Source organism: Streptomyces tailanensis (assembly GCF_008386495.1).
In the GTDB taxonomy this organism is placed as follows: domain Bacteria; phylum Actinomycetota; class Actinomycetes; order Streptomycetales; family Streptomycetaceae; genus Streptomyces; species Streptomyces tailanensis.
In genome coordinates this window covers 344-23,627 of sequence record NZ_VTHJ01000086.1, presented here as the reverse complement: position 1 = coordinate 23,627, position 23,284 = coordinate 344, and the positions used below count along the sequence as shown (strand labels likewise).

General features: G+C 71.3%; 20 protein-coding genes. 12 read left to right on the top strand and 8 right to left on the bottom strand.

Annotated elements, in window-relative coordinates; genetic code table 11:
* Positions 1 to 38: 38 nt before the first annotated feature.
* The gene (locus F3T56_RS41245) at positions 39 to 767 is read left to right on the top strand and encodes a TioE family transcriptional regulator (protein ID WP_149830597.1); all 729 of its coding nucleotides are present in this window, start codon (positions 39 to 41) and stop codon (positions 765 to 767) included.
* Here F3T56_RS41245 and F3T56_RS41240 read toward each other — a convergent pair.
* Together F3T56_RS41240 and F3T56_RS41235 are read right to left on the bottom strand one after the other, a co-directional pair.
* On the bottom strand, positions 764 to 1,261 hold the full coding sequence (locus F3T56_RS41240; protein ID WP_149830596.1) for an EamA/RhaT family transporter: 498 nt from the start codon (positions 1,259 to 1,261) through the stop codon (positions 764 to 766). The two genes, F3T56_RS41245 and F3T56_RS41240, sit on opposite strands and share 4 nt — an antisense overlap.
* Positions 1,262 to 1,330: 69 nt before the next feature.
* Positions 1,331 to 1,684, bottom strand: coding sequence for an SH3 domain-containing protein (locus F3T56_RS41235; protein ID WP_149830595.1), 354 nt, complete (start codon positions 1,682 to 1,684; stop codon positions 1,331 to 1,333).
* Between the two features lie 249 nt (positions 1,685 to 1,933).
* Between F3T56_RS41235 and F3T56_RS41230 the strand changes: the two genes are divergently transcribed.
* Positions 1,934 to 4,135, top strand: coding sequence for a serine/threonine-protein kinase (locus F3T56_RS41230; protein WP_149830594.1), 2,202 nt, complete (start codon positions 1,934 to 1,936; stop codon positions 4,133 to 4,135).
* Between the two features lie 60 nt (positions 4,136 to 4,195).
* Here F3T56_RS41230 and ilvD read toward each other — a convergent pair whose 3' ends face one another.
* The 4 genes from ilvD to F3T56_RS41210 form a co-directional block, all read right to left on the bottom strand.
* Positions 4,196 to 6,049 (bottom strand): dihydroxy-acid dehydratase, encoded by a 1,854-nt coding sequence (gene ilvD, locus F3T56_RS41225; protein ID WP_149830593.1) that lies wholly within the window; start codon positions 6,047 to 6,049, stop codon positions 4,196 to 4,198.
* 193 nt (positions 6,050 to 6,242) lie between these two features.
* Complete coding sequence (locus F3T56_RS41220; RefSeq protein WP_149830592.1) at positions 6,243 to 6,863, bottom strand: TetR/AcrR family transcriptional regulator; 621 nt, start codon at positions 6,861 to 6,863, stop codon at positions 6,243 to 6,245.
* Positions 6,860 to 7,684, bottom strand: a complete 825-nt coding sequence (locus F3T56_RS41215) for a sugar phosphate isomerase/epimerase family protein (RefSeq protein WP_149830591.1) — start codon at positions 7,682 to 7,684, stop codon at positions 6,860 to 6,862. The genes F3T56_RS41220 and F3T56_RS41215 overlap by 4 nt, the downstream gene beginning before the upstream one ends.
* Before the next feature lie 199 nt (positions 7,685 to 7,883).
* Positions 7,884 to 8,816 (bottom strand): Ppx/GppA family phosphatase, encoded by a 933-nt coding sequence (locus F3T56_RS41210; protein WP_149830590.1) that lies wholly within the window; start codon positions 8,814 to 8,816, stop codon positions 7,884 to 7,886.
* Between the two features lie 71 nt (positions 8,817 to 8,887).
* Between F3T56_RS41210 and F3T56_RS41205 the strand changes: the two genes are divergently transcribed.
* Positions 8,888 to 9,757 carry a DUF3109 family protein gene (locus F3T56_RS41205; protein ID WP_149830589.1) on the top strand — a complete coding sequence of 290 codons (870 nt, stop codon included), beginning with the start codon at positions 8,888 to 8,890 and terminating at the stop codon, positions 9,755 to 9,757.
* A 69-nt stretch (positions 9,758 to 9,826) separates the two neighbouring features.
* Here the strand turns inward: F3T56_RS41205 and F3T56_RS41200 are convergent, their stop codons facing one another.
* Entirely contained in the window at positions 9,827 to 11,566 is a 1,740-nt protein-coding gene (locus tag F3T56_RS41200; RefSeq protein WP_149830605.1) for a BACON domain-containing protein, read from the bottom strand.
* Positions 11,567 to 11,790: 224 nt separating this feature from the next.
* Between F3T56_RS41200 and F3T56_RS41195 the strand changes: the two genes are divergently transcribed.
* From F3T56_RS41195 to disA, 3 genes are all read left to right on the top strand, one after another.
* Positions 11,791 to 13,176: an alpha/beta hydrolase gene (locus tag F3T56_RS41195; RefSeq protein WP_149830588.1), complete on the top strand. Its 1,386-nt coding sequence runs from the start codon at positions 11,791 to 11,793 to the stop codon at positions 13,174 to 13,176.
* Between the two features lie 204 nt (positions 13,177 to 13,380).
* On the top strand, positions 13,381 to 14,790 hold the full coding sequence (gene radA / locus F3T56_RS41190; RefSeq protein WP_149830587.1) for a DNA repair protein RadA: 1,410 nt from the start codon (positions 13,381 to 13,383) through the stop codon (positions 14,788 to 14,790).
* An 81-nt stretch (positions 14,791 to 14,871) separates the two neighbouring features.
* Positions 14,872 to 15,996 carry a DNA integrity scanning diadenylate cyclase DisA gene (gene disA, locus F3T56_RS41185; RefSeq protein ID WP_149830586.1) on the top strand — a complete coding sequence of 375 codons (1,125 nt, stop codon included), beginning with the start codon at positions 14,872 to 14,874 and terminating at the stop codon, positions 15,994 to 15,996.
* Between the two features lie 22 nt (positions 15,997 to 16,018).
* On the opposite strand, the gene F3T56_RS41180 is transcribed toward disA, so the two are convergent.
* Positions 16,019 to 16,849 carry a hypothetical protein gene (locus tag F3T56_RS41180; protein WP_149830585.1) on the bottom strand — a complete coding sequence of 277 codons (831 nt, stop codon included), beginning with the start codon at positions 16,847 to 16,849 and terminating at the stop codon, positions 16,019 to 16,021.
* A 354-nt stretch (positions 16,850 to 17,203) separates the two neighbouring features.
* Between F3T56_RS41180 and F3T56_RS41175 the strand changes: the two genes are divergently transcribed.
* The 6 genes from F3T56_RS41175 to cseC all read left to right on the top strand — a co-directional run bounded on the left by F3T56_RS41175 (position 17,204) and on the right by cseC (position 23,205).
* Positions 17,204 to 18,244, top strand: coding sequence for an LLM class flavin-dependent oxidoreductase (locus F3T56_RS41175; protein ID WP_149830584.1), 1,041 nt, complete (start codon positions 17,204 to 17,206; stop codon positions 18,242 to 18,244).
* A 254-nt stretch (positions 18,245 to 18,498) separates the two neighbouring features.
* Complete coding sequence (locus F3T56_RS41170; RefSeq protein ID WP_149830583.1) at positions 18,499 to 19,419, top strand: HhH-GPD family protein; 921 nt, start codon at positions 18,499 to 18,501, stop codon at positions 19,417 to 19,419.
* A 341-nt stretch (positions 19,420 to 19,760) separates the two neighbouring features.
* Entirely contained in the window at positions 19,761 to 20,300 is a 540-nt protein-coding gene (locus tag F3T56_RS41165) for a SigE family RNA polymerase sigma factor (protein ID WP_149830582.1), read from the top strand.
* Positions 20,288 to 20,968, top strand: coding sequence for a hypothetical protein (locus tag F3T56_RS41160; RefSeq protein ID WP_149830581.1), 681 nt, complete (start codon positions 20,288 to 20,290; stop codon positions 20,966 to 20,968). Before F3T56_RS41165 ends, F3T56_RS41160 begins: the two co-directional genes overlap by 13 nt.
* Before the next feature lie 69 nt (positions 20,969 to 21,037).
* The gene (gene cseB, locus F3T56_RS41155) at positions 21,038 to 21,745 is read left to right on the top strand and encodes a two-component system response regulator CseB (protein ID WP_149830580.1); all 708 of its coding nucleotides are present in this window, start codon (positions 21,038 to 21,040) and stop codon (positions 21,743 to 21,745) included.
* Positions 21,746 to 21,756: 11 nt separating this feature from the next.
* Positions 21,757 to 23,205 carry a two-component system sensor histidine kinase CseC gene (cseC, locus tag F3T56_RS41150; RefSeq protein WP_172639391.1) on the top strand — a complete coding sequence of 483 codons (1,449 nt, stop codon included), beginning with the start codon at positions 21,757 to 21,759 and terminating at the stop codon, positions 23,203 to 23,205.
* Positions 23,206 to 23,284: the final 79 nt, after the last annotated feature.

Sequence of the window (23,284 nt, the reverse complement as noted above, 5' to 3'; positions counted from 1 at the left end):
GCTCTGGGCGTGCAGCTGTGGCGTAAAGTCTCAAACTCGTGAAAACCTTGCGCCCTGCCGACCTCGCGCGTGAGCACGGCATCTCGACCCAGGCGGTCCGCAACTACGAGCGGGACGGGTTCATCCCGCCCGCCGATCGCACGCGTAGTGGGTACCGGATCTATACCGAGGTGCACGCGGCGGCGCTCCGCGCCTACCTCTCCCTCGTCGCGGGCCACGGTCACTCGGCCGGGGGCCGGATCATGAACGCGCTCCAGCAGGGCGGACTCGATGACGCCCTGACGATCATCGACCGTGGTCACAGCCAGTTGCTGCGAGACCGGGACACCTTGGACGCGGTGCGGAGAGCGGTGGATCATCTGACAGAGACAGGATCTGAGCAGGACGCTGCTTCGGACCAGTCAATGGACCTCGGTACCCGAACCATCGGTGAACTCGCCCATCAGCTCGATGTCACCCCGGCGACCCTGCGGAACTGGGAAGACGCCGGCATCCTCACCCCCGCCCGCGACCCGCTCACGGGATACCGCGTCTTCCACGCGGGCGACATCCGCGATGCCGAGCTCGCCCATCTCCTCAGACGCGGGGGCTATCAACTGGAGCACATCGCCACCGTGGTCGAGCAGATCCGAACTGCCGGGGGCACCGAGGCACTGTCCCGTGCCCTGGACGACTGGCAGCGCAAGCTGACCGCGCGGGGCCTCGCCATGCTCGACGCGGCCACGCACCTCAGCCGCTACCTGGGGCTCGGCGCCAACAACGACTAAGCGCGGCGGCGCTTCGCCGGGTTGCCGGTTCGTTTGGCGGTGCGGCGCTCGTACTGGGTGCGGGCCGTCTCGTATTCCTCGCGGTGGAGGGACTCGCCGGGGGCCTCCTTGAGGGAGCGGAGGAAGTAGGCGGTGAGGGAGCCGACGAAGCCGATGGTGAGGAGGCCACGGAGGGAGGACTGGCGGGCCGGGTCGGGGCGCTTGGTGAACGAACCCCAGGTGTGGCCGAAGGCCAGGGCGGTGCAGATCGCGAACATGACGACGACCACGACGATGACGAAGCCGCCGACAGCCGCGAGTTGCAGGCCCTCGTACGCGAGGCGCAGCACCAGGCAGGAGACGGCCACGGCCGCGAGCGAACCGACGGACACGGTCGCGCGGCGGGGCGCGTAGTTGCCGTCGTGGTTCAGCCAGGTCGTCCCGAAGAAGCGGATGGGTTCGGGGCGGGGGCCTGCCGGGGTCGTCTGGGTGTCGCCGTTCTGCTTGTCGCTCACGGATCCGATTATGGCTGGCTCCTGGCCGGGGGCCGTCTCTCGGCCCCCGGCCAGGCCACAGCCTCGGCGTCAGCCGCAGCGTCCCGCCACATAGCCGTCGCTGCCGGTGTAGACGTACGCGTCGGAGATGTACTGGCCGTTGGCGATGTTGTCCCAGAGGTTGGTCGTGCCGTAGGGGCCGGAGATGGTCTGGCCCGGTGTCTGGCAGTAGATCGGGACCTCGGCGCCCTCGGCGAGGACGCGGACGATGCTGTAGCTGGTGCTGGGACCGCTGCGGACGTTGACTCGGACGCCGGGGGCGACCGAGTAGTAGCGGACGGCTGCGGTCACCGTGGCGGCCGCGGTCGCGGCTGTCGTCGACGGCGTCGCCGTCTGCTCCTCTTCGCCGTCGCCCGTGATCTCTTCGACATGGTCGATGGACATGGAAAAACTCCCCCCGTAACCCCGTTGAACCCGTTCGACTGAACCCGTTCGACCCCGTTGAACCCGTTGTGAAACCCCGTGTCGAACCCCCATGACAGTCATGGGGACGCATTGATACCCCCGAATCAAATCACGCACACCTGTGCGTTCTTCGTACATGGAGGCCAGCAAGCCGCCTCTGTCCCGTACGGGTCATCGACTAGGCTCCGAGCGTCGCCTGAGCGGCGAGAACAGCACGGGGGTGAGCCCATGGCACGACGGGACACCGGGTCGGGAGCGGAAGCGGAACTTCCCGAGTACGCCGGTCAGTACCGTCTGGAGTCGTGTCTGGGTTCGGGGGGCATGGGGGTCGTGCATTTGGCGACCTCGACCTCCGGGTTGCGGCTCGCGGTGAAGGTCGTGCATGCCGAGTTCGCCAAGGATCCCGAGTTCAGGGGGCGGTTCAGACAGGAAGTGGCCGCGGCGCGGCGGGTGAGTGGTGCCTTCACCGCGCCGGTCGTCGACGCCGACACCGACAGCGCGCGGCCCTGGATGGCCACCCTCTTCATTCCGGGTCCCACGCTCGCCGAGCACGTCAAGCGGAACGGGCCGATGGCACCGGGGCAGTTGCGCCGCCTCATGGCCGGGCTGGCGGAGGCGCTGCGCGACATCCATCGGGCCGGTGTGGTGCACCGGGATCTCAAGCCGAGCAATGTGCTGCTCGCCGAGGACGGGCCCAAAGTCATCGACTTCGGGATCTCCCGGCCGAAGGACAGCGAACTGCGGACCGAGACGGGGAAGTTGATAGGCACGCCCCCGTTCATGGCGCCCGAGCAGTTCCGGCGGCCCCGGGAAGTGGGGCCCGCCGCCGACATCTTCGCCCTCGGTTCAGTGACCGTGCACGCGGCGACCGGGCGCGGGCCCTTCGACTCCGACAGTCCCTACGTCGTCGCCTACCAGGTCGTACACGACGAGCCGGACCTCACCGGTGTACCCGAGAACCTCGCGCCGCTCGTCCGGGCGTGCCTCTCCAAGGAGCCCGAGGACCGGCCCACGGCGGACGAGCTCATGCACGAACTGCGGTCCGTGGCCGCCTCGTACGACACCCAGGCGTTCATACCGACGCAGCGGGGGGAGGGTGCGGACGGGGCGGAACGCAAGGGGCGGGCGGGCAGTTGGGACGGGCCTACGGACGGTGTGGCGGCCGACGTCAGCCCGCCTCCCCCAGCACCCGCGCCCTCGAACCCGTCCGGGAACCGGCCCCGTCGTCCCCGCCTCCGCACACGCGCCGCCCTCGTCGCCGGGGCGCTGGTGCTCGCCGCGGGCGGGGCGTTCGCCTCGGTGCAGTGGCTCGGGGGTGGCGGCGGTGCGGACGGGGTCGGTGCCACGCCCCGGGCGACCAGGGTCGGGGCCGCCGCGCCCGTCCTCGACCCCTGGGCCACCAAGCCGGCGCCCAAGAAGGCCGGGGCGCCGCAGTGCTCGTACGGGGCGGGGAAGCTGCTGTGTGCGCAGCCGGGGCTGGTCTCCGCGGTGGATCCGGCGGACGGCGGCGTGCTGTGGCGGCATACCGTCGCCGAGGCGGGCACGGCGGTGACCAGTGGCCCGCCCGTCGTGTCGGGCGGGCTGGTGCACGTACTGGCAGACGCGGGTCAGCGGTTGCAGGCGCTCGACCCGGCCACCGGCAAGGTGCGGTGGCAGCGGGATGTGTCCGCGTACGGCGGCCGGCGGCACGTCGGCGACATGCTGCTGCTGACCTCCGCCGACGGAACGGTGACCGGCCTGGACGGCGCCACCGGCGACACGAAGTGGAGCCGCCGGATCCCGGGGCAGCCGGAGGCGTACTTCACCTCGTTCCCAGGGCACCCGCTGGCGTACATCGCGAGCACCGCCGACGGCGGTTCCGGAGCCCGGACGCGGATCACCGCGGTGGACCCGGGCACCGGGGACGTGTGGTGGGACGCGCGGTTGAAGGGCACCCTGGAGCCGGTCGGGGCCCGTGACGGTGCCCTCTTCCTCGCCTCCAGCGGGGGTATCCACGGCGATGCGGTGGGCGTCGTCCGCTACGACCCCGGCACCAAGGCCTCGGTCCGGGTCGCGCTGCCCGCACCGGTCCAACAGGCGAGCGGGGCGGTGCGGGGCGACGTCGTGTATCTGCTGGGGGCCGGGGGGGCGCTGGTGGCCGTCGACATGGAGGCACGCGAGCAGCTGTGGCGGGCCGAGACGGGAGTGCTGCGGGGTTCGACGCCGGTGGCCGACGACCGGCATGTGTACTTCACCGCCGTGGACGGGCGGCTGCTCGCGCTGGACGCCGGCAAGGGGAAGCTCGGCGGGGAGACGCCGGTGCGGCTCGGCGCCACGAACCGGGTGTCGGCCGCGCTGACCGAGCCTGTCGTCATCGACGGACGGATCTGCTCGTCCGCGCCGGACGGGACCGTGTTCGGGGTGGACGGGAGCGATCCGGCGAGCTGGTGACATGGCCGAGGGCCGCTCCCCAGCGCATGGGAACGGCCCTCAACAGAAGCAATGGAGGCCTCAGCCCAGCATGCTGACGTCCCGCACCGCGCCCTTGTCCGCGCTGGTCGCCATCGCGGCGTACGCCTTCAGCGCGGCCGACACCTTCCGCTCCCGGTTCTTCGGGGCGTAGACGCCGTTCAGGGCCTGCTCGCGGCGGGCCAGCTCGGCGTCGTCGACCAGGAGCTCGATCGTACGGTTCGGGATGTCGATACGGATGCGGTCGCCGTCCTCGACGAGGGCGATCGTGCCGCCGCCGGCCGCCTCCGGGGAGGCGTGGCCGATGGAGAGGCCGGAGGTGCCGCCGGAGAAACGGCCGTCGGTGATCAGCGCGCAGGACTTACCGAGGCCGCGGCCCTTGAGGTACGAGGTCGGGTAGAGCATCTCCTGCATGCCGGGGCCGCCCTTGGGGCCCTCGTAGCGGATGACGACGACGTCGCCCTCCGTGATCTGCTTCATGAGGATCTTCTGGACGGCCTCTTCCTGCGACTCGCAGACGACCGCCGGGCCCTCGAACGTCCAGATCGACTCGTCGACGCCCGCCGTCTTCACCACACAGCCGTCGACGGCGAGGTTGCCCTTGAGGACCGCGAGGCCGCCGTCCTTGGAGTACGCGTGTTCGGCGGAGCGGATGCAGCCGCCCTCGGCGTCCTCGTCCAGGGATTCCCAGCGCTCGGACGTGGAGAAGGCCTCGGCGGAGCGGACGCAGCCGGGGGCCGCGTGCCACAGCTCGACGGCCTCGGGCGACGGGGAGCCGCCGCGGACGTCCCACGTCTTCAGCCAGTCGGCGAGGGAGGGGCTGTGGACGGAGTTCACGTCCTCGTTGAGCAGGCCCGCGCGGTGCAGTTCGCCGAGCAGGGCCGGGATGCCGCCGGCGCGGTGCACGTCCTCCATGTAGTACGTGCGGTCCTTGGCGACGTTCGGCGCGACCTTCGCCAGGCACGGCACGCGGCGCGAGACCGCGTCGATCTCGGCGAGGCCGAAGGGGACGCCCGCCTCCTGGGCGGCGGCCAGCAGGTGCAGGATCGTGTTGGTGGAGCCGCCCATGGCGATGTCGAGGGCCATGGCGTTCTCGAAGGCCGCGAAGCTCGCGATCGAGCGCGGGAGGACCGTCTCGTCGTCCTGCTCGTAGTAGCGGCGGGTGATGTCCATGACGGTGTTGGCCGCGTCGACGTACAGCTGTTTACGGGCCGTGTGCGTGGCCAGGACCGAGCCGTTGCCGGGGAGGGAGAGGCCGATGGCCTCGGTCAGGCAGTTCATCGAGTTGGCGGTGAACATGCCGGAGCAGGAGCCGCAGGTCGGACAGGCGTTCTCCTCGATACGGAGGATGTCCTCGTCCGAGATCTTTTCGTTCACGGCCTCGGACATCGCGTCGACCAGGTCGAGCGTACGGACCGTGCCGTCGACGAGCGTGGCGCGGCCGGACTCCATGGGGCCGCCGGAGACGAAGACCGTCGGGATGTTGAGCCGCAGGGCCGCGTTCAGCATGCCCGGGGTGATCTTGTCGCAGTTGGAGATGCAGATCAGGGCGTCGGCGCAGTGGGCCTCGACCATGTACTCCACGCTGTCCGCGATCAGGTCGCGGGAGGGGAGGCTGTACAGCATGCCGCCGTGGCCCATCGCGATCCCGTCGTCGACCGCGATCGTGTTGAACTCGCGGGGGATGCCGCCCGCTTCGCGGATCGCGTCGCTGACGATGCGGCCCACCGGCTGGAGGTGGGTGTGGCCCGGCACGAACTCGGTGAAGGAGTTGGCGACGGCGATGATCGGCTTGCGGCCGATGTCCGCGCCCGGTACACCGGAGGCGCGCATAAGGGCGCGTGCGCCCGCCATGTTGCGGCCGTGGGTGACTGTGCGGGACCTCAGCTCGGGCATCGCGCTCGCTCCTTCAGAGACCTTCTGAGACTGCGATCAGAGACTTCTGACTGAGTCGAGCGTACGCCGGTTGCTCCAAGGCTTGGACACCTTGTCCGAAATGCGGGATGCATGTCTCGGTTTTCGGCTGCGGGTGCGTTGTGGTTGCTCGCGCCCACGCGGCGGAGCCGCAAATCGATACAGCCCCGCGCCCCTAACGGGGCGCGGTCAGGTGGGCCTGCACCACCGGCGCCACCCTCTCGATGATCTGCTCCGGGTCCGCCGACGCCAGCGGCTCCACCTTGATCACGTAGCGCAGCATCGCCACCCCCACCAACTGGGCCGCCGCCAGCTCGGCCCGTAGTTCCGCGTCCGGGAGATCCAGGCGACGGGCGATGCGGTACAGCAGCTGCGTGGCCACCAAGCGGCGGAAGACGGCGGCCGCGGCCTCGTGGTTGACCGCCGAGCGGACGATGGCCAGCAGCGGTTTGCGTGTGGTGGGGTTCTCCCAGAAGCCGAAGATCGTACGGGTCAGGCGCTCGCCCACGCCGTCGAGGGGGCCTTCAAGAAGGGAGTCCCTGACGCTCAGGACCGGCGAGAAGGCGACCTCCACCGCCGCCTCGAACATCTGCTCCTTCGTGCCGAAGTAGTGGTGCACGAGCGCCGAGTCGACCCCGGCGGCCTTGGCGATGCCGCGCATGGACGTCTTGTCGTAGCCGCGCTCGGAGAACTCCTCCCGGGCCGCCGCGAGGATGCGGTCGCGGGTGGCGGGGGTGTCGGCCGACTTCGTACGAGGCGGCCGGCCCCTGCGTCGGGGCGGCGTGGCCGAGGTCATGGCCGGGGCACCCGGAGCTCCGAGGCCAGGTGCAGCCGGGTGAAGGCCAGGGCCTCCGCCAGGTCGGCCTCGCGTTCGGCGCCGGACATGGCGCGGCGGGTGTTGACCTCGATGACGACGTGGCCGTCGAAGCCGGACAGGGCGAGACGTTCCAGCAGCTCGGCGCAGGGCTGGGTGCCGCGGCCGGGGACGAGGTGCTCGTCCTTGGCCGAGCCCTTGCCGTCTGCCATGTGCACATGGCCGAGGCGGTCGCCCATGCGGTCGACCATCTCCAGGGCGTCGGTGCGGGAGGTCGCGGCGTGGCTGAGGTCGATCGTGAAGTGCCGGTAGTCGTCCTTCGTCACGTCCCAGTCGGGGGCGTACGCGAGCATCTCGCGGTCGCGGTAGCGCCAGGGGTACATGTTCTCGACGGCGAACCGTACGTCCGTCTCGTTCGCCATCCGCCAGATCCCGGTGACGAAGTCGCGCGCGTACTGGCGCTGCCAGCGGAACGGGGGGTGCACGACGACCGTGCTCGCGCCCAGCTTCTCGGCGGCCGCCTGGGCGCGCTGGAGCTTGACCCAGGGGTCGGTGGACCACACCCGCTGGGTGATCAGCAGGCAGGGGGCGTGTACGGCGAGGATGGGGATCTGGTGGTAGTCGGAGAGGCGGCGCAGGGCCTCCATGTCCTGGCTGACCGGGTCGGTCCAGACCATGACCTCGACGCCGTCGTACCCCAGGCGCGCGGCGATCTCGAAGGCCGTCGCCGTCGACTCCGGGTACACGGAGGCCGTGGACAGGGCGACCTTCGCGTCCGGGATTCGCACGACTGGCTCCGCCATGGGGACAGGTTACGGGGTGAGGTTGGGTGGGGTGTGCCGGGGGCGGGGGGCGCCTGTTCGCCGTTTTGGGGACTCCGTGAGGGCGGGTGCGGGTCACGTGTGGTTGCTCGCGCAGTTCCCCGCGCCCCTAAAAGCGGGGGCTGTGCCCCCTGCTTTTATCGGCCCGCACCCACTCACCCGCGCACCCTCTCTGAATTTCCTACGCCGTACCCATGTGGTCCAAGCGGCGCAGGATCACGCCCTCCCTCAGCGCCCACGGGCAGATCTCCAAGGTCTCCACCTCGAACAGATCCATCCCGGCCTCCGCCACCAGCGCGCCCGCGAGCAGCTGGCCGGCGCGGCCCTCGGAGACTCCGGGGAGGGCGGCGCGTTGGGCGGTGGTCATGGCGGCGAGCTTGGGGACCCAGGCCTCCAGGGAGTCGCGCTTGAGGTCGCGCTGGACGTAGAGGCCCTCGGTGGAGCGGGCGGCGCCGCCGATGCGGGCGAGCTGCTTGAAGGTCTTGGAGGTGGCGACGACGTGGTCGGGGGCGCCGAAGCGGCTGAACTCGCCGACCGTACGGGCGATCTGCGCCCGGACATGGCGGCGCAGGGCGCGGACCTCGTCCGGGCCGGGCGGGTCGCCGGGGAGCCAGCCGGCGGTGAGGCGGCCGGCGCCGAGCGGCAGTGAGACGGCCGTGTCGGGCTCCTCGTCGATGCCGTACGCGATCTCCAGGGAGCCGCCGCCGATGTCGAGGACGAGGAGCTTGCCGGCGGACCAGCCGAACCAGCGGCGGACGGCCAGGAAGGTCAGCCGGGCCTCCTCCGCGCCGGTGAGGACCTGGAGCTCGACGCCGGTCTCCTCCTGGACACGGGCGAGGACGTCGTCGGCGTTGCTGGCCTCGCGCACCGCGGAGGTGGCGAAGGGGAGCATCTCCTCCACGCCCTTGTCCTCGGCGGCCTGGAGCGCCTCGTGGACGACGCCTATCAGTTTCTCGACACCTTCGGGGCCGATCGCCCCCGCCTCGTCGAGGAGTTGGGCAAGGCGAAGTTCCGCCTTGTGCGAGTGCGCGGGCAGGGGGCGCGCGCCGGGGTGTGCGTCCACCACCAGCAGATGCACCGTGTTCGATCCCACGTCGAGGACACCGAGTCTCATGGACGGAACGCTACTGCCAGCGGAGCCGTGCACCGTGCTTGACGTCGGTTCCGGCGCCGTACCCTGGACGGGTGCCAAAGACGAAAAAGGCAAAGGCCGACAAGTCGGCAGCGGGAGCGGCGGCGGCCACCGGTTCTTCGCGGGCGAAGGCGGCGGCCAGGCCCAAGAAGTCGAGGACGGATGCCCCGGAGCCCGATGAGAAAGGGCTCGACTTCGCGCGCGCGTGGGTGGAGTTCCCTGATCCGGCGGACGACGAGCAGGTCTTCCGCTGCGATCTGACCTGGCTGACCTCCCGCTGGAACTGCGTCTTCGGCAGCGGCTGCCAGGGCATCCAGGCGGGCCGCGCGGACGACGGCTGCTGCACCCTGGGTGCCCACTTCTCGGACGAGGACGACGAGAAGCGGGTCGCCGGGCATGTGGCGAGGCTCACGCCGGAGATCTGGCAGTTCCACGACGTGGGTACGGAGTCGGGCTGGGTCTCGAAGGACGAGGACGGCGACCGCCAGACCCGCCCGTACAAGGGCTCGTGCATCTTCCAGAACCGCCCCGGTTTCGCGGGCGGCGCGGGTTGCTCGCTGCACATCCTGGCCCTGCGCGAGGGCCGCGAGCCCCTCGAGACCAAGCCGGACGTCTGCTGGCAGCTCCCGGTGCGCCGTACGTACGACTGGATCGACCGGCCCGACGACACCCGTGTCCTCCAGGTGTCGATCGGCGAGTACGACCGCCGCGGCTGGGGGCCGGGCGGCCATGACCTGCACTGGTGGTGCACGTCGGCGACCTCGGCGCACGGCGCGGGCGAGCCGGTGTACGTGTCGTACCGGCCGGAGCTGATCGAACTGATGGGCAAGGCGGCATACGACCGCCTGGTCGAGCTGTGCGAGGAGCGCCTGGCGGCCCGGCTGCCGCTGGTGGCCCCGCATCCGGCGGATCCGGTCGACTGACGGTTTCGCCGGCACCGCAGCCGTACGGCGGTCCTACGGCGGTCAGAACGCCGAGGTCGGCTTGGTCTGTTACGGCGTCGGGGTCTGGCCGTCGCCGTCGCCCGGTGGTGGGGTCGGGCCGCCCGGGTTCGTGGGGGCCTGGTCGGTGGGGGTCGGGTCGGGCTGGGTCGGGGCGCTGGGGGTGGGCTCCGGGCCGGAGTCCGGCGGCGGGGTGGGCCGTGGGGGGTCCGGGTTCGGGTTCGGGGCCGGTGGGGTCGGGCGGGGGTCTTCGGGGGGTGCGGGCACGGGGCCTTGGCCCTTGATGGTGACGACGGCGCCCGAGGGGGCCAGGAACACCTGCGCGGTCCAGCGCCCGGCGGGCTCGGTCAGCTGGTCCACGTTCACCTTGATCGTCAACGACTCGCCGGGTTCCAGGGTTCCCGAGGACTGGCTGAAGTAGAGCCAGTAGGCGTCGGTGCGGGCGGACCACGCGACGGGTGAATAGCCGGTCGCGGTCAGCGTGATGAGGGTGGTGTCGCCGACCTGCATGACCGCCACGGTGAGCCCGCCCTGGCCTTGGCCCTGACTGACCTCGACGGCGATGTCGCCCGCCGGGACGGGTTTGCCCTTGCCGGGCCGGGTGTCGGGCTTCGCATGGGCGCTGCCGGCGTTCTCGTAGGTGTCGCCGCTGCCGTCGCCGAGGGTGCCGTCGCCGTGTTCCTCGCCGGCGGTGACACTGCGGCCGTCGACGCCCTCGCCGGTGAGGGGGGCGCCCCGGTAGGCGGCCCAGAAGGCGAGGACGGGCGCGGCGACGACGGTGGCGACGACGGTCGTCGTGACGGCACGCGCGCGTAGCCGATCCCTGCGGGCCGCGTGGACCCTCGGGTCCACGGGGAAACCGCGCCGGTCGAAACGTGGCGCACGCGCGCGCGTGAGGTGCCCCATCGCGGCGCACACGGCCGCACGCGGGGCTTCGAGCACGGGCAGCGCGGCGGGCGTGACTCTGGTGCCGGGCCAGTGGCCGGGGACGGCGCGCTCGGCTGCGCGGCGGCAGCGGGGGCAGTCGTCGACGTGCCGGACGAGTTCGCAGCGCAGGGTGGTGCTGAGGACGAGCTGATGGTCGCCGGTGAGGCGGGCGACGCTGGGGCAGGCGCCGGTCTCCACGACGGCGAGGGCAGCGCGGGTGCGCTCCACCTCGCAGGCGGCGGCGGAGAGCAGTTCGCGCGCGGAGGCGAGGTCCATGCCGAGGACGTCGGCGACCCCGCGGGCGGCGAGCTGGTGCCGTACGGCCAGTTCGAGCGCCTCGCGCTGCTCCGGGGTGGTGCCGGCGGCCTCCGGCCAGGCGAGCAGGGCGAGTTCCCGCCGCCGCTGCCGCTCCTCCTCCTCGGAGAGGGTCGCCGCCCGCGCGGGCCCCTTGGAGGACCCTTTCAGCCCGCGCTGCCTCTCGCTCCCGCCGCCTGAACCGGAGCCATTCCCATGCGGCGCCCGGCGCCCGGCGGCATGCGTGCTCTGAGGTTTCCGCTGGGCCTCGGCGAGCTTGCGCAGACAGGCCCAGCGGGCCAGCGCGTACAGCCAGGCGCGGCGGTCGTCCGCGGCGTCCGGCCCCCGGCGACGCTCGGCGAGCGCGAGGACGTCGCCCAGGGCCGCGGTCGCCGTGTCGTGGTCGCACAGCACCGACAGGCAGTAGGTGAACAGGCCGTCCAGATACGGCTCGTAACGCGCCGGCGGGCGCTGCGCCAACGCGCGCGCCGCCGCCCGATCGCGCGCCTCGCGGTGCGCCCGGTGGGCGCCGGCAGTGCGGGTCGAGGTCTCTGGACTGATGCTCATCATTGGACGGTAGGCGCCCGGGAGCAGCACGTTCTCACCCCTTCGGCACATTTACTCCGTACGGGTGAAACGATCCCTCATAAGGGGACAGGAACCCCGGATTCCGCAGACCGGTGGCAAATGTTGTGCACTTTATTGACCACGACAACAAAGCAGCCCTACATTCCCAGGGTCCGGGTCACCTCGCGTCACCGTCCCCCTACGCGCCGACAGGAGCCCCACCCCTCATGGCCTCACTCACCCGCCACCGCTCCACCACCCGCACCCTCGCCGCCCTGGCCACAGCCGTGGTCCTCTCCCTGACCAGCGCCTCCGTCTCGACGGCCACCCCCCAGACGGCCGCCGCGACCACCGAGCGCCTCAGCGGCGCCCTCCCCGACGGCGCCACCTGGATCGCCGACGTGCCGGAGAACTGGAACGGCACCCTGATCGTCTTCAGCCACGGCTTCGGCGTCACCACCGCCCAGAACGCCCCCTCCGAAGCCGTACGCCTCCGCCTCCTCGAAGAGGGCTATGCGCTCACGGGCTCGTCCTACGACACGAGCGAGACCCTCTGGGCCCTGGAAAGCGCGGAGCGCGATCAACTAGCCACCGTCGAGGCAGTGACCGCCAAGATCGGCGAACCGACCCGGACCCTCTCCATAGGGCAGTCCATGGGCGGCCTGGTGAATGCCCAGCTGGCCCGCTCCGGAGCCGGTGGCATCGACGGCGCCCTGGGCCTGTGCGGCCTCGTCGCCGGCGCCAACGACCTGGAGAACTACCAGCTCGACGCCGAGTACACGATCGCCCGCCTCCTCCTCACCGACACCCCCGTCAAGCTGGTCGACTTCGCCTCCCAGGCCGAGGCGACCGCCACCGCCCAGCAGCTCACCGCCGCCGTCACCGCCGCCCAGGAGACCCCCGAGGGCCGCGCCCGGATCGCCCTCGCCGCGGCCTACCTCAACCTGCCGGCGTGGGCCCCCGGCAAGGAACGCCCCGCGCCCGGCGACTGGGCCGGCCGGCAGGCACAGCAGTACGACTGGTTCGCCCGGGGCATCCTGTCCTTCGTCGAAGGCGGCCGCTACCACATCGAGAAGGCCCTCGGCGGCAACAACTCCTGGAACAAGGGCGTCGACTACGCGCGCGTGCTGTCCGCCTCCCAGCACGCGCCCCTGGTCAAGGCCATGTACAAGGAGGCGGGCCTGGACCTCCGAGCCGACCTGACGAACCTGACCCGCAACGCCACCATCACCGCGTCCCCCTCCGCCGTCGCCACCGCCGAACGCACGTCCTCCGCCGGCCAGGGCCTCGCCGTCCCGCTCCTCGACATCCACACCACCGCCGACGACCTCGTCCCCGCAGAACAGGAAACCCGCTTCGCCGCCCGCGTCCGCGCCTCCGGAGACGCCGCCCAGCTCCGCCAGGCCTACGTCGAACGCGCCGGCCACTGCAACTTCACGACCGCCGAAACAGTCGCCGCCCTCCACACCTTGGAGCACCGCCTGGACACCGGCCACTGGGGCGCCGCAGCAACCGCGGGCGCCCTCCAGACAGCAGCAGTCCAACTCGGCCTCGACGGCGCGGCGTACGTTCCTTACCGCCCGGCACCGCTGACCATCGGCCGCCGTCTCTAGTCACCCGGCGGCTGCGGCTGACCGAGGGGCGGCTGCGCGACTCGGCGCTACGAGGTGCCGCTGCGCCCACCCTCCCCCACTCTCGGCTTCGCTCGAGCGAGAGGTGCCCCCATCGCCCCAGCGGCACGACTGCCCGCAGCTACGACGGCGGGTCAGCCGCAAGACGGAGGCATCAATGTCAGTGGGCTCGGCTACGGTTCGTGCATGGCTGCCCGTACCAAATCCACCAAGGACCGGCCGTCCTACCGCTGCACAGAGTGCGGCTGGCAGACGGCCAAGTGGCTCGGCCGCTGCCCCGAATGCCAGGCATGGGGCACGGTCGAGGAGTACGGCACCCCCGCGGTCCGTACGACAACCCCCGGCCGAGTCACCACCTCCGCCCTTCCCATCGGCCAGGTGGACGGCCGCCAGGCCACCGCCCGCACCACCGGCGTCCCCGAACTCGACCGCGTCCTCGGCGGCGGCGTGGTCCCCGGCGCGGTGGTCCTCCTCGCCGGCGAACCCGGCGTGGGCAAGTCCACCCTCCTCCTCGACGTGGCCGCGAAGTCGGCGAGCGCAGAGCACCCCACCCTGTACGTCACCGGCGAGGAGTCCGCCAGCCAGGTCCGCCTGAGAGCCGACCGCATCAACGCCCTCCACGACCACCTCTACCTCGCCGCGGAAACCGACCTCGCCGCCGTCCTGGGCCACTTGGACGCCGTGAAACCGTCCCTCCTGATCCTCGACTCGGTCCAGACCGTCGCCTCCCCGGAGATCGACGGCGCCCCCGGCGGCATGGCCCAGGTCCGCGAGGTCGCCGGCGCCCTCATCCGCGCTTCGAAGGAACGTGGCATGGCGACGCTCCTTGTGGGCCATGTCACAAAGGACGGCGCGATCGCCGGCCCCCGCCTCCTGGAGCACCTGGTCGACGTCGTCCTGCACTTCGAGGGCGACCGCCACGCCCGTCTCCGCCTGGTCCGCGGCGTCAAGAACCGCTACGGCGCCACGGACGAGGTCGGCTGCTTCGAACTGCACGACGAGGGCATCACAGGACTCACCGACCCGAGCGGCCTGTTCCTCACCCGCCGCGACGAACCGGTCCCGGGCACCTGCCTGACGGTGACCCTGGAGGGCCGCCGCCCCCTCGTCACCGAAGTGCAGTCGCTCACAGTCGACTCCCAGCTCCCCTCCCCCCGCCGCACGACGTCCGGCCTCGAAACGTCCCGGGTCTCGATGATGCTCGCGGTCCTGGAGCAGCGGGGCCGCATCAGCGCTCTCGGCAAACGGGACATCTACACGGCGACGGTGGGCGGCGTAAAACTCTCGGAGCCCGCCGCGGACCTCGCGATCGCCCTCGCCCTGGCCTCGGCGGCGAGCGACACCCCCCTCCCCAAGAACCTGGTCGCGATCGGCGAAGTGGGCCTCGCGGGAGAGGTCAGACGTGTGACGGGCGTCCAGCGCCGCCTGTCCGAAGCGCACCGTCTCGGCTTCACGCACGCCCTTGTTCCGTCCGATCCCGGCAAGGTTCCTGCCGGGATGAAGGTCCTGGAAGTGGCCGATATAGGAGACGCGCTGCGGGTGCTGCCCCGATCGCGTCGGCGAGAGGCCCCACGGGACGAGGAGGACCGCCGGTAGACTTTGCCCAGGTCTCGCCCGTCCGTACGAACCACGTGTGCGAAACGGGAGCGCCCCAGAACCTGCGACCGGAGGAGTGCAGTGGCAGCCAACGACCGGGCAGCAGCTCCCGGAAAGTCCGGTGGGAGCTCCGGTGCCGATGGCCTGATGCGCGCCTCACTGAGCGCCGTGGCCCCAGGCACGGCGCTGCGCGACGGGCTTGAGCGGATTCTCCGCGGCAACACCGGCGGACTCATCGTGCTCGGCTCCGACAAGACCGTCGAAGCCATGTGTACGGGCGGTTTCGTCCTGGATGTCGAGTTCACGGCGACGCGCCTGCGTGAGCTGTGCAAGCTGGACGGGGGCATCGTCCTGTCCTCGGACCTGTCGAAGATCCTCCGAGCGGGCGTCCAACTGGTCCCCGACCCGACCATCCCGACAGAGGAGACAGGCACCCGCCACCGCACAGCGGACCGCGTGAGCAAACAGGTCGGCTTCCCGGTGGTCTCCGTCTCCCAGTCGATGCGCCTGATCGCGCTGTACGTGGACGGCCAGCGCCGCGTCCTGGAGGACTCGGCCGCGATCCTCTCCCGCGCCAACCAGGCCCTGGCGACCCTGGAGCGCTACAAGCTGCGCCTCGACGAGGTGGCGGGCACCCTCTCCGCACTGGAGATCGAGGACCTGGTCACGGTCCGCGATGTCTCCGCCGTGTCCCAGCGCCTGGAGATGGTCCGCCGTATCGCCACCGAAATCGCCGAATACGTGGTCGAACTGGGCACGGACGGCCGCCTGCTGGCCCTCCAGCTCGACGAACTGATCGCCGGTGTGGAGCCGGAGCGCGAACTGGTCGTGCGGGACTACGTCCCCGAGCCCACGGCCAAACGTTCCCGTACGGTCGACGAGGCCCTCTCGGAGCTGGACGCCCTCACTCACGCCGAGCTTCTCGAGCTCCCCATCGTCGCCCGGGCTCTGGGCTACACCGGCTCGCCCGAGGGCATGGACTCGGCGGTCTCCCCGCGCGGCTTCCGCCTCCTGGCGAAGGTCCCCCGCCTCCCGGGCGCCATCATCGACCGCCTGGTCGAGCATTTCGGCGGCCTGCAGAAACTCCTCGCCGCGAGCGTCGACGACCTCCAGACCGTGGACGGAGTGGGCGAGGCCCGCGCCCGAAGCGTCCGCGAGGGTCTGTCGCGCCTGGCGGAGTCGTCGATCCTGGAACGGTACGTCTAGCCTCCGGCAGCGGACCCCTGGGTCAGTCCTTCTCCAGCACAAAGGACGTACGGGCCTTGGCCAGCCCGGGCGCCGCCGCCTCCACGAGGTACGTACCGTCCGCTGCCGAACCGGCCGACGGCGTCGCGCAGTTGGGGGCGCTGGCATCCCGGTTCCACTCGACGGCGTACGTGACCTGGTCACCGGCCGGAACCTTGAACATCAGGCTGCCGGCGCTCTCATGACAGTGGTCGGAGGACCAGAACGCGTCGTCGGCGCCGGTCAGCGTGATCGTCACGACCGTGTTGTCCGGCCCCAGGTCGAGCTTGCAGTCGCTGACGGAGGAGTTGCGGGCGATCAACTCGATGGTCGGGTTCACCCCGGGCGCGTACGCGTTGCGCACGCTCCGCACCGTCAACTTCACAGCTCCCGCGGCGCAGTCGGGCAGGGGCGAACTCGCCTCGACCTGCTCACCGGAACTGCCGCCGCTGCCACTGCCGTTGGCGCCGTCGTCCGACGTACCGCCCCCGGCGGCGCCGTCGCTCCCGCCGGACTCGGAGCCGGAAGACCCCGACCCGGAACCGGAGTCGGAGCCCGACCCGTCGCTGCCGGAGCTCGACTCGTCGCCCGACTCGTCGCGCCCGCCCGGCGCTTGACTGATCGCGGGACCCGAACCGGACGGCCCGGGGGTGATGGAGGTCGCGGGCCCCTTGCCGTTGGGCTCGCCCGCGTTGTCCTCACTGCCACCGCCACCGCCGGTGACCACCCATGCGATCAGTAGGGCGAGCACGCCGACGACGGTCAGCAGAATGGCCCTCCGACGCCAGTAGATGGTGGAGGGAAGCGGCCCGACCGGATTGCGCAGAGATCCCACGGCGCAAACTGTACGAGAGATCCGGCAGTTAGCTTGCCCCACCCGCCGCCCCGAACCCCAACTTTTCCGGATCATCATCCCGGTCGCACCGCACCTCAACCGCCCCGAGCCGCCGGTGATCGCGGTACGTGACAGTAACGGCCGGGCGAGGGCCGGGCGTACACCGTCCGTGACCACGACAACGCCGCACGAAAATCACGAACTCCCGCCTGCCACCAACCCATTCGCGAATCCATTCACCCAGTCCACACACCCCACCTCTCCCCAAGGCCAGTTCGCGATCGCACCCCTTGCACCCCTGGCCATGACCGCGGCTATCGTCACCACCAGTCGGAACACGCTGGAGGAAGACCCATGAACACGGCCGCGTCACCGGGCTCCAGGCCGCTGCGGAAGATGGGCTTTCTGACCATCGGGCTGTTCGACGAGGCGGATCCCCGTCGGGGCCACGAGTCGACCCTGGAGATCATCGAACTGGGCGAACGGCTCGGCTTCGACAGCGCGTGGCTGCGCCACCGTCATCTGCAGTACGGCATCTCCTCCCCCGTCGCGGTCCTCGCGGCGGCCTCCCAGCGCACCCGCCGTATCGAACTCGGCACGGCCGTCATCCCCTTGGGCTGGGAGAACCCCCTGCGGCTGGCCGAGGACCTGGCCACGGTCGACCTCCTCTCCGGCAGGCGGCTCAACCCGGGCGTCAGCGTCGGACCGCCGATGCGCTACGACACCGTCAAGTCCGCGCTCTACCCCGACACCGCCGACGCCGAGGACTTCAGCTTCGAACGCGTCCGCCGCCTCCTCGACTTCGTCCGGGGCGAGCCGGCCACGGACTTCAGCGGCACGGAGGGCTTCGAAGTCTTCTCCAACCGAGTCCAGCCGCACTCCCCCGGCCTGGGCGGCCGTATGTGGTACGGCGGCGGCAGCCTCCGCTCGGCCCGCTGGGCGGGCGAGAACGGCATGAACCTCCTCACCAGCAGCGTCGTCAAGGCGGAGGACACCGCAGGCTCGCTCGACTTCGCCGAGATCCAGCTCTCCCACATCCGGGAGTTCCGCGCCCACCACCCCGCCGGCGAGCGCGCCCGCGTCTCCCAGGGCCTCGTCGTCATCCCCACCGACTCCGCGACCGCCGAGCAGCGCGCCAAGTACGAGGCGTACGCAGCCGCGCGGCTGCCCCGGACCACCGCGCCGCAGGGCCCGGCCCGGCTCCTCTTCGCCCCCGACCTGGTCGGCACCTCCGCCGAGATCGCCGAGCACCTCCACGCCCACGCGGCCTTCCGCGAGATCGACGAGGTCGCCTTCGCCCTCCCCTTCACCTTCGCCCACGAGGACTACGTCCAGATCCTCACGGACACGGCGACGAAGCTGGGCCCCGAACTGGGGTGGAGCCCGGCCCTTTGAGCCGCCTTCGAACTCGGTCCAGTCGGTACGTTCGGCGGCTGCGGGTCGTGGTGGGTTGCTCGCGCAGTTCCCCGCGCCGCTAAAAGAACTGGGGGTGCCCCCTCGCTTTTAAGGGGCGCGGGGCTGTGTCGATTTGCGGCTCCGCCGCGTGGGCGCGACCAGCCCCCACCCACCCGCAGCCGCCCTACAACCTCACCCCCCCACGTCGTGCCCCGCCCAACCCAGCGGAGCGACGTGGCAGGATCGGGAGAGCCATGACTGCACCCACAAAGCCCCAGAGCAGCACCGTCACCCCGACCCCCGCCCCCGCCCTGCACACCCCGGTGATCGCCTGGTTCGAGACGCACGCACGTGATCTTCCGTGGCGGCGTCCGGAGGCCGGTCCATGGGGTGTGATGGTCAGCGAGTTCATGTTGCAGCAGACGCCGGTCAACCGCGTACTGCCCGTCTACGAGCAGTGGTTGGCCCGCTGGCCCCGGCCGGCGGATCTCGCGAAGGAGCCCCCGGGCGAGGCGGTCCGGGCCTGGGGCCGCCTCGGTTACCCGCGCCGCGCGCTGCGGCTGCACGGCGCGGCGGCGGCCATAACGGAACGGCACGGCGGCGACGTACCGCAGGATCACGCGCAGCTTCTCGCGCTGCCGGGGATCGGGGAGTACACGGCGGCGGCCGTGGCGTCGTTCGCGTACGGCCAGCGGCACGCCGTGCTGGACACCAACGTCCGCCGGGTGCTCGCCCGTGCGGTCACCGGCACGCAGTACCCGCCGAACGCCACCACGGCCGCCGAACGGAAGCTGGCCCGCGCGCTGCTGCCCGAGGACGACGGCACGGCGTCCCGCTGGGCGGCGGCGTCGATGGAGCTGGGCGCGCTGGTGTGCACGGCGAAGAACGAGACCTGTCATCGCTGCCCGATCGCCGCGCGGTGCGCGTGGCGGCTCGCCGGGAAGCCCGCGCACGACGGTCCGGCCCGGCGCGGTCAGACGTACGCCGGTACCGACCGCCAGGTCCGCGGCAAGCTGCTCGCCGTACTGCGGGACGCCGTCGCGCCCGTACCGCAGTCGGTGCTCGACCGGGTGTGGGACGAGCCGGTGCAGCGGGCCCGTGCCCTCGACGGCCTGGTCGCCGACGGCCTCGTGGAGCCCCTTCCCGGCGGTCTCTACCGTCTCCCCCTCACCTGACACCTCACAGCGCACACATCGCCGAGGCATCACCGATACACAACTCCCTGGGAGTGTCACGGCGGTTCGGCCGGCCAAAACACCCCATACCCACCTCAAAACCCTGCCAGCTTTCCCCGTTCCTCCTTCTGTTACACAACCGACGGACAGCCGAGCGTTCTCCGCAGGCTGCCTCGGACACCTCCGTGACAACAGCGCCGTAGCTTCATTGGCGTACCGCAGGAACAAGCGAACGAACCCGCGAAAACAAACGGGGCGGGACGCGTCGGCGGCACGAAGCAGCGGACAACCGGCAGCGCGATCGCGCACACGTCGGCAACGGGGAACGGAGGCGGTTGAACATGGCGCACGGCGAGGTGCTCGAATTCGAGGAGTACGTCCGCACTCGGCAGGACGCGCTGCTGCGCAGCGCCCGCCGGCTCGTCCCGGACCCGGTCGACGCCCAGGATCTGCTGCAGACGGCACTGGTACGGACGTACGGCCGCTGGGAGGGCATAGCGGACAAGCGGCTGGCGGACGCGTATCTGCGCCGAGTCATGATCAACACGCGGACGGAGTGGTGGCGGGCCCGGAAGCTGGAGGAGGTCCCCACCGAGCAGCTGCCGGACCCGTGCGTCGACGACGCCACCGAGCAGCACGCGGACCGCGCCCTCCTCATGGACATCATGAGTGTCCTCGCTCCCAAGCAGCGCAGCGTCGTGGTGCTGCGACACTGGGAGCAGATGTCCACGGAGGAGACGGCCGCCGCCCTCGGCATGTCGGCCGGAACGGTCAAGAGCACGCTGCACCGGGCGCTCGCCCGGCTCCGCGAGGAGCTGGAGTCGCGCGACCTCGACGCCCGCGCGCTCGAACGTGAGGAGCGGGAGCGTTGCGCGGCCTGAGCACAGCGGCCGGCCCGGACCCAGGGGCCAGGCAGGCGACGAAGGCGGTGATCACGGCGGTGGCCGTGCTCGCCGCCCTCGGCCTTTTCGTCTCCGCCTGCGGCACGGGCGGGACCGGCGCGCGCGACGAGGGTCCGGCGGACGGCGACTCCCTGTCGGCGGGCGCGGCCTCGCCCGCCGTCTCCGCGTCGGCCGACGGCAACCACCCGACCGTCGAGGAAGTCGTCCGGATCGTCCGCTCGGATCCGAAGGTCAGCAAGACGGTGAAGAGCGACCTGGAGCCGTGCGTGCCCGACGACTACCCGGTCGACGTCATCTACGGCGAGGTGACCGGGCCGTCGACGGACACCTTCGTGGTCAATGTGCTGAGCTGCGCGGACGCCGTCGGCGTGGCCTCGTACGTGTATCGCCTGGACAAGGGCGAGTACCGCAGCGTCTTCCTCTCCGAACAGCCCCCCGTCTACGCGGAGATCGACCGGGGCGACCTGATGGTCACCCGGCAGCTGTACGAGAATGACAAGCATGGCGACCCGGGCGCGTATCCCTCCAGCGAGGAAGTGACCACCTACCGCTGGTCGAAGGACCGCTTCGTAGAGAGGTCCAGGAAGCGCACCGAGTACAGCACCTCGGTGGGCGGCCAGGAGTCGGCCACTCCCGAACCGGGCTGACGCCCATCACCCATCGACCTTCAACCTTTTGACCTTCGACCACGACCGAGAGCGAACGAGAACACCCGGATGGCAGAGCAGACCCACGTCCTGTTCGTCGAGGACGACGACGTCATCCGCGAGGCCACCCAGCTCGCGCTGGAGCGGGACGGCTTCGCGGTCACGGCCATGCCCGACGGGCTGTCGGGCCTGGAGGCGTTCCGCGCGAACCGGCCCGACATCGCGCTCCTCGATGTCATGGTCCCGGGGCTCGACGGGGTCTCGCTGTGCCGCCGTATCCGCGACGAGTCGACCGTCCCGGTGATCATGCTCTCGGCCCGCGCCGACTCCATCGACGTCGTGCTCGGCCTGGAGGCGGGCGCCGACGACTACGTGACCAAGCCGTTCGACGGCGCCGTACTGGTCGCCCGTATCCGCGCGGTGCTGCGCCGCTTCGGGCACGCCGGCGGCGGTGACACCAAGGCCGAGGAGGCCGATTCCGCCGGCACCGGCGGGGTACTCACCTTCGGCGACCTGGAGATCGACACCGAGGGCATGGAGGTACGGAGGTCCGGGGAGCCAGTGGCGCTGACCCCGACCGAGATGCGGCTGCTCCTGGAGTTCTCGCAGGCCCCCGGCACGGTCCTGTCCCGCGACAAGCTCCTCGAACGCGTGTGGGACTACGGCTGGGGCGGTGACACGCGGGTCGTCGACGTCCACGTACAGCGGCTGCGCGCGAAGATCGGCCAGGACCGGATCGAGACGGTGCGCGGCTTCGGCTACAAGCTGAAGGCCTGAGCGGGGCCGGCATGAACATCAGGGGGATCAGGGGTATCAGGGGGATACGACGACGGCGGGGGCCGGAGGTTCCGGGCGGCGCCGTCGGCCTCGTCACGAGCCCGGGTTCCGGCACGGGCCCGGGTTCCGGCACGGTCTCCGGCATTCGCACCGGCCTGCGCTGGCAGCTGAGCGCCGCGATCGCGGCGGTCGGCGCGCTTGTGGCGGTCGCGCTGAGCCTGGTCGTGCACAACGCGGCACGGGTGTCGATGCTCGACAACTCACGCGACCTGGCCAACGAACGCATCCAGGTCGCCCAGCGCATGTACGAGTCCGGCCGCCCGCTGAAGTCCGGCGCGTTCGGGGTACGGATCGACGACCCCGGCATCCCCGGGGACCTGCTGGCCAAGGTCAAGGAGGACCGCCGGGCCACGTACGTGTCCGAGAGTGCGAACGGGGTGCCGGACATCTGGGCGGCGGTCCCGCTGAAGGACGGCCGCGTCCTGTCCCTGCACACCAACTTCACGGACCACAGCTCCGCGGTGATGGCGGACCTCGACCAGGCCCTGATCATCGGCTCGATCGCGGTCGTCTTCGGCGGCTCGGCCGTCGGTGTGCTCATCGGCGACCGGATGTCCCGCCGGCTGCGCAAGGCGGCGTACGCCGCACACCAGGTCGCCAAGGGCGAGACCGACGTACGGGTCCAGGACGCGATCGGCGGTGTCGTACGCGACGAGACCGCGGAGCTCGCGCGGGCCGTGGACGCCATGGCCGACACGCTGCGGCAGCGCATCGAGGCGGAGCGCCGGGTGACGGCGGACATCGCCCACGAACTGCGCACCCCGGTGACGGGCCTGCTCACCGCGGCCGAACTCCTGCCCCCCGGCCGCCCCTCCGAGCTGGTCCGCGACCGGGCGCAGGCGATGCGCACGCTCGTCGAGGACGTCCTGGAGGTCGCCCGGCTCGACGGGGCGTCCGAGCGGGCGGAGTTGCAGGACATCATGCTGGGCGAGTTCGTGGCCCGGCGGGTGGCGGCGAAGGACGCGGGGGTGCGCGTCCAGGTCGTGCACGAGTCGGCGGTCACGACGGACCCCCGCCGTCTCGAACGCGTCCTCCTGAACCTCCTGGCCAACGCGGCGAAGCACGGCAAGCCGCCGATCGAGGTGTCCGTCGAGGGTCGCGTCATCCGGGTCCGCGATCATGGCCCCGGCTTCCCCGAGGACCTGCTCGCCGACGGCCCCCGCCGCTTCCGCACCGGCGCCTCCGACCGCGCCGGCCAAGGCCATGGCCTCGGCCTCACCATCGCCGCCGGCCAGGCCCGCGTCCTGGGCGCCCGCCTCACCTTCCGCAACGTCCGCGCGCCCGGAGCCCCGCCCGACGAACCGGCCGAGGGCGCGGTAGCCGTCCTCTGGCTCCCGGAACACGCCCCGACGAACACGGGAAGCTACCCGATGCCGGCGTTCGGAGAGCCGGGCGCGTAACTCGTTGAGCCGTGCGCCCAAGAGCTCGATCGGGAAGGTATTCCGGCGACTGCGGGTAGTTCGCGGTTGCTCGCGCAGT

Bases quoted from the DNA above. Each gene is read 5' to 3' on its own strand.
- F3T56_RS41235 (WP_149830595.1), bottom strand. From the start codon at position 1,684: ATGTCCATCGACCATGTCGAAGAGATCACGGGCGACGGCGAAGAGGAG.
- F3T56_RS41230 (WP_149830594.1), top strand. From the start codon at position 1,934: ATGGCACGACGGGACACCGGGTCGGGAGCGGAAGCGGAACTTCCCGAG.
- ilvD (WP_149830593.1), bottom strand. From the start codon at position 6,049: ATGCCCGAGCTGAGGTCCCGCACAGTCACCCACGGCCGCAACATGGCG.
- F3T56_RS41220 (WP_149830592.1), bottom strand. From the start codon at position 6,863: ATGACCTCGGCCACGCCGCCCCGACGCAGGGGCCGGCCGCCTCGTACG.
- F3T56_RS41215 (WP_149830591.1), bottom strand. From the start codon at position 7,684: ATGGCGGAGCCAGTCGTGCGAATCCCGGACGCGAAGGTCGCCCTGTCC.
- F3T56_RS41210 (WP_149830590.1), bottom strand. From the start codon at position 8,816: ATGAGACTCGGTGTCCTCGACGTGGGATCGAACACGGTGCATCTGCTG.
- F3T56_RS41200 (WP_149830605.1), bottom strand. From the start codon at position 11,566: ATGATGAGCATCAGTCCAGAGACCTCGACCCGCACTGCCGGCGCCCAC.
- F3T56_RS41195 (WP_149830588.1), top strand. From the start codon at position 11,791: ATGGCCTCACTCACCCGCCACCGCTCCACCACCCGCACCCTCGCCGCC.
- radA (WP_149830587.1), top strand. From the start codon at position 13,381: ATGGCTGCCCGTACCAAATCCACCAAGGACCGGCCGTCCTACCGCTGC.
- F3T56_RS41175 (WP_149830584.1), top strand. From the start codon at position 17,204: ATGAACACGGCCGCGTCACCGGGCTCCAGGCCGCTGCGGAAGATGGGC.
- F3T56_RS41170 (WP_149830583.1), top strand. From the start codon at position 18,499: ATGACTGCACCCACAAAGCCCCAGAGCAGCACCGTCACCCCGACCCCC.
- F3T56_RS41165 (WP_149830582.1), top strand. From the start codon at position 19,761: ATGGCGCACGGCGAGGTGCTCGAATTCGAGGAGTACGTCCGCACTCGG.
- cseB (WP_149830580.1), top strand. From the start codon at position 21,038: ATGGCAGAGCAGACCCACGTCCTGTTCGTCGAGGACGACGACGTCATC.
- cseC (WP_172639391.1), top strand. From the start codon at position 21,757: ATGAACATCAGGGGGATCAGGGGTATCAGGGGGATACGACGACGGCGG.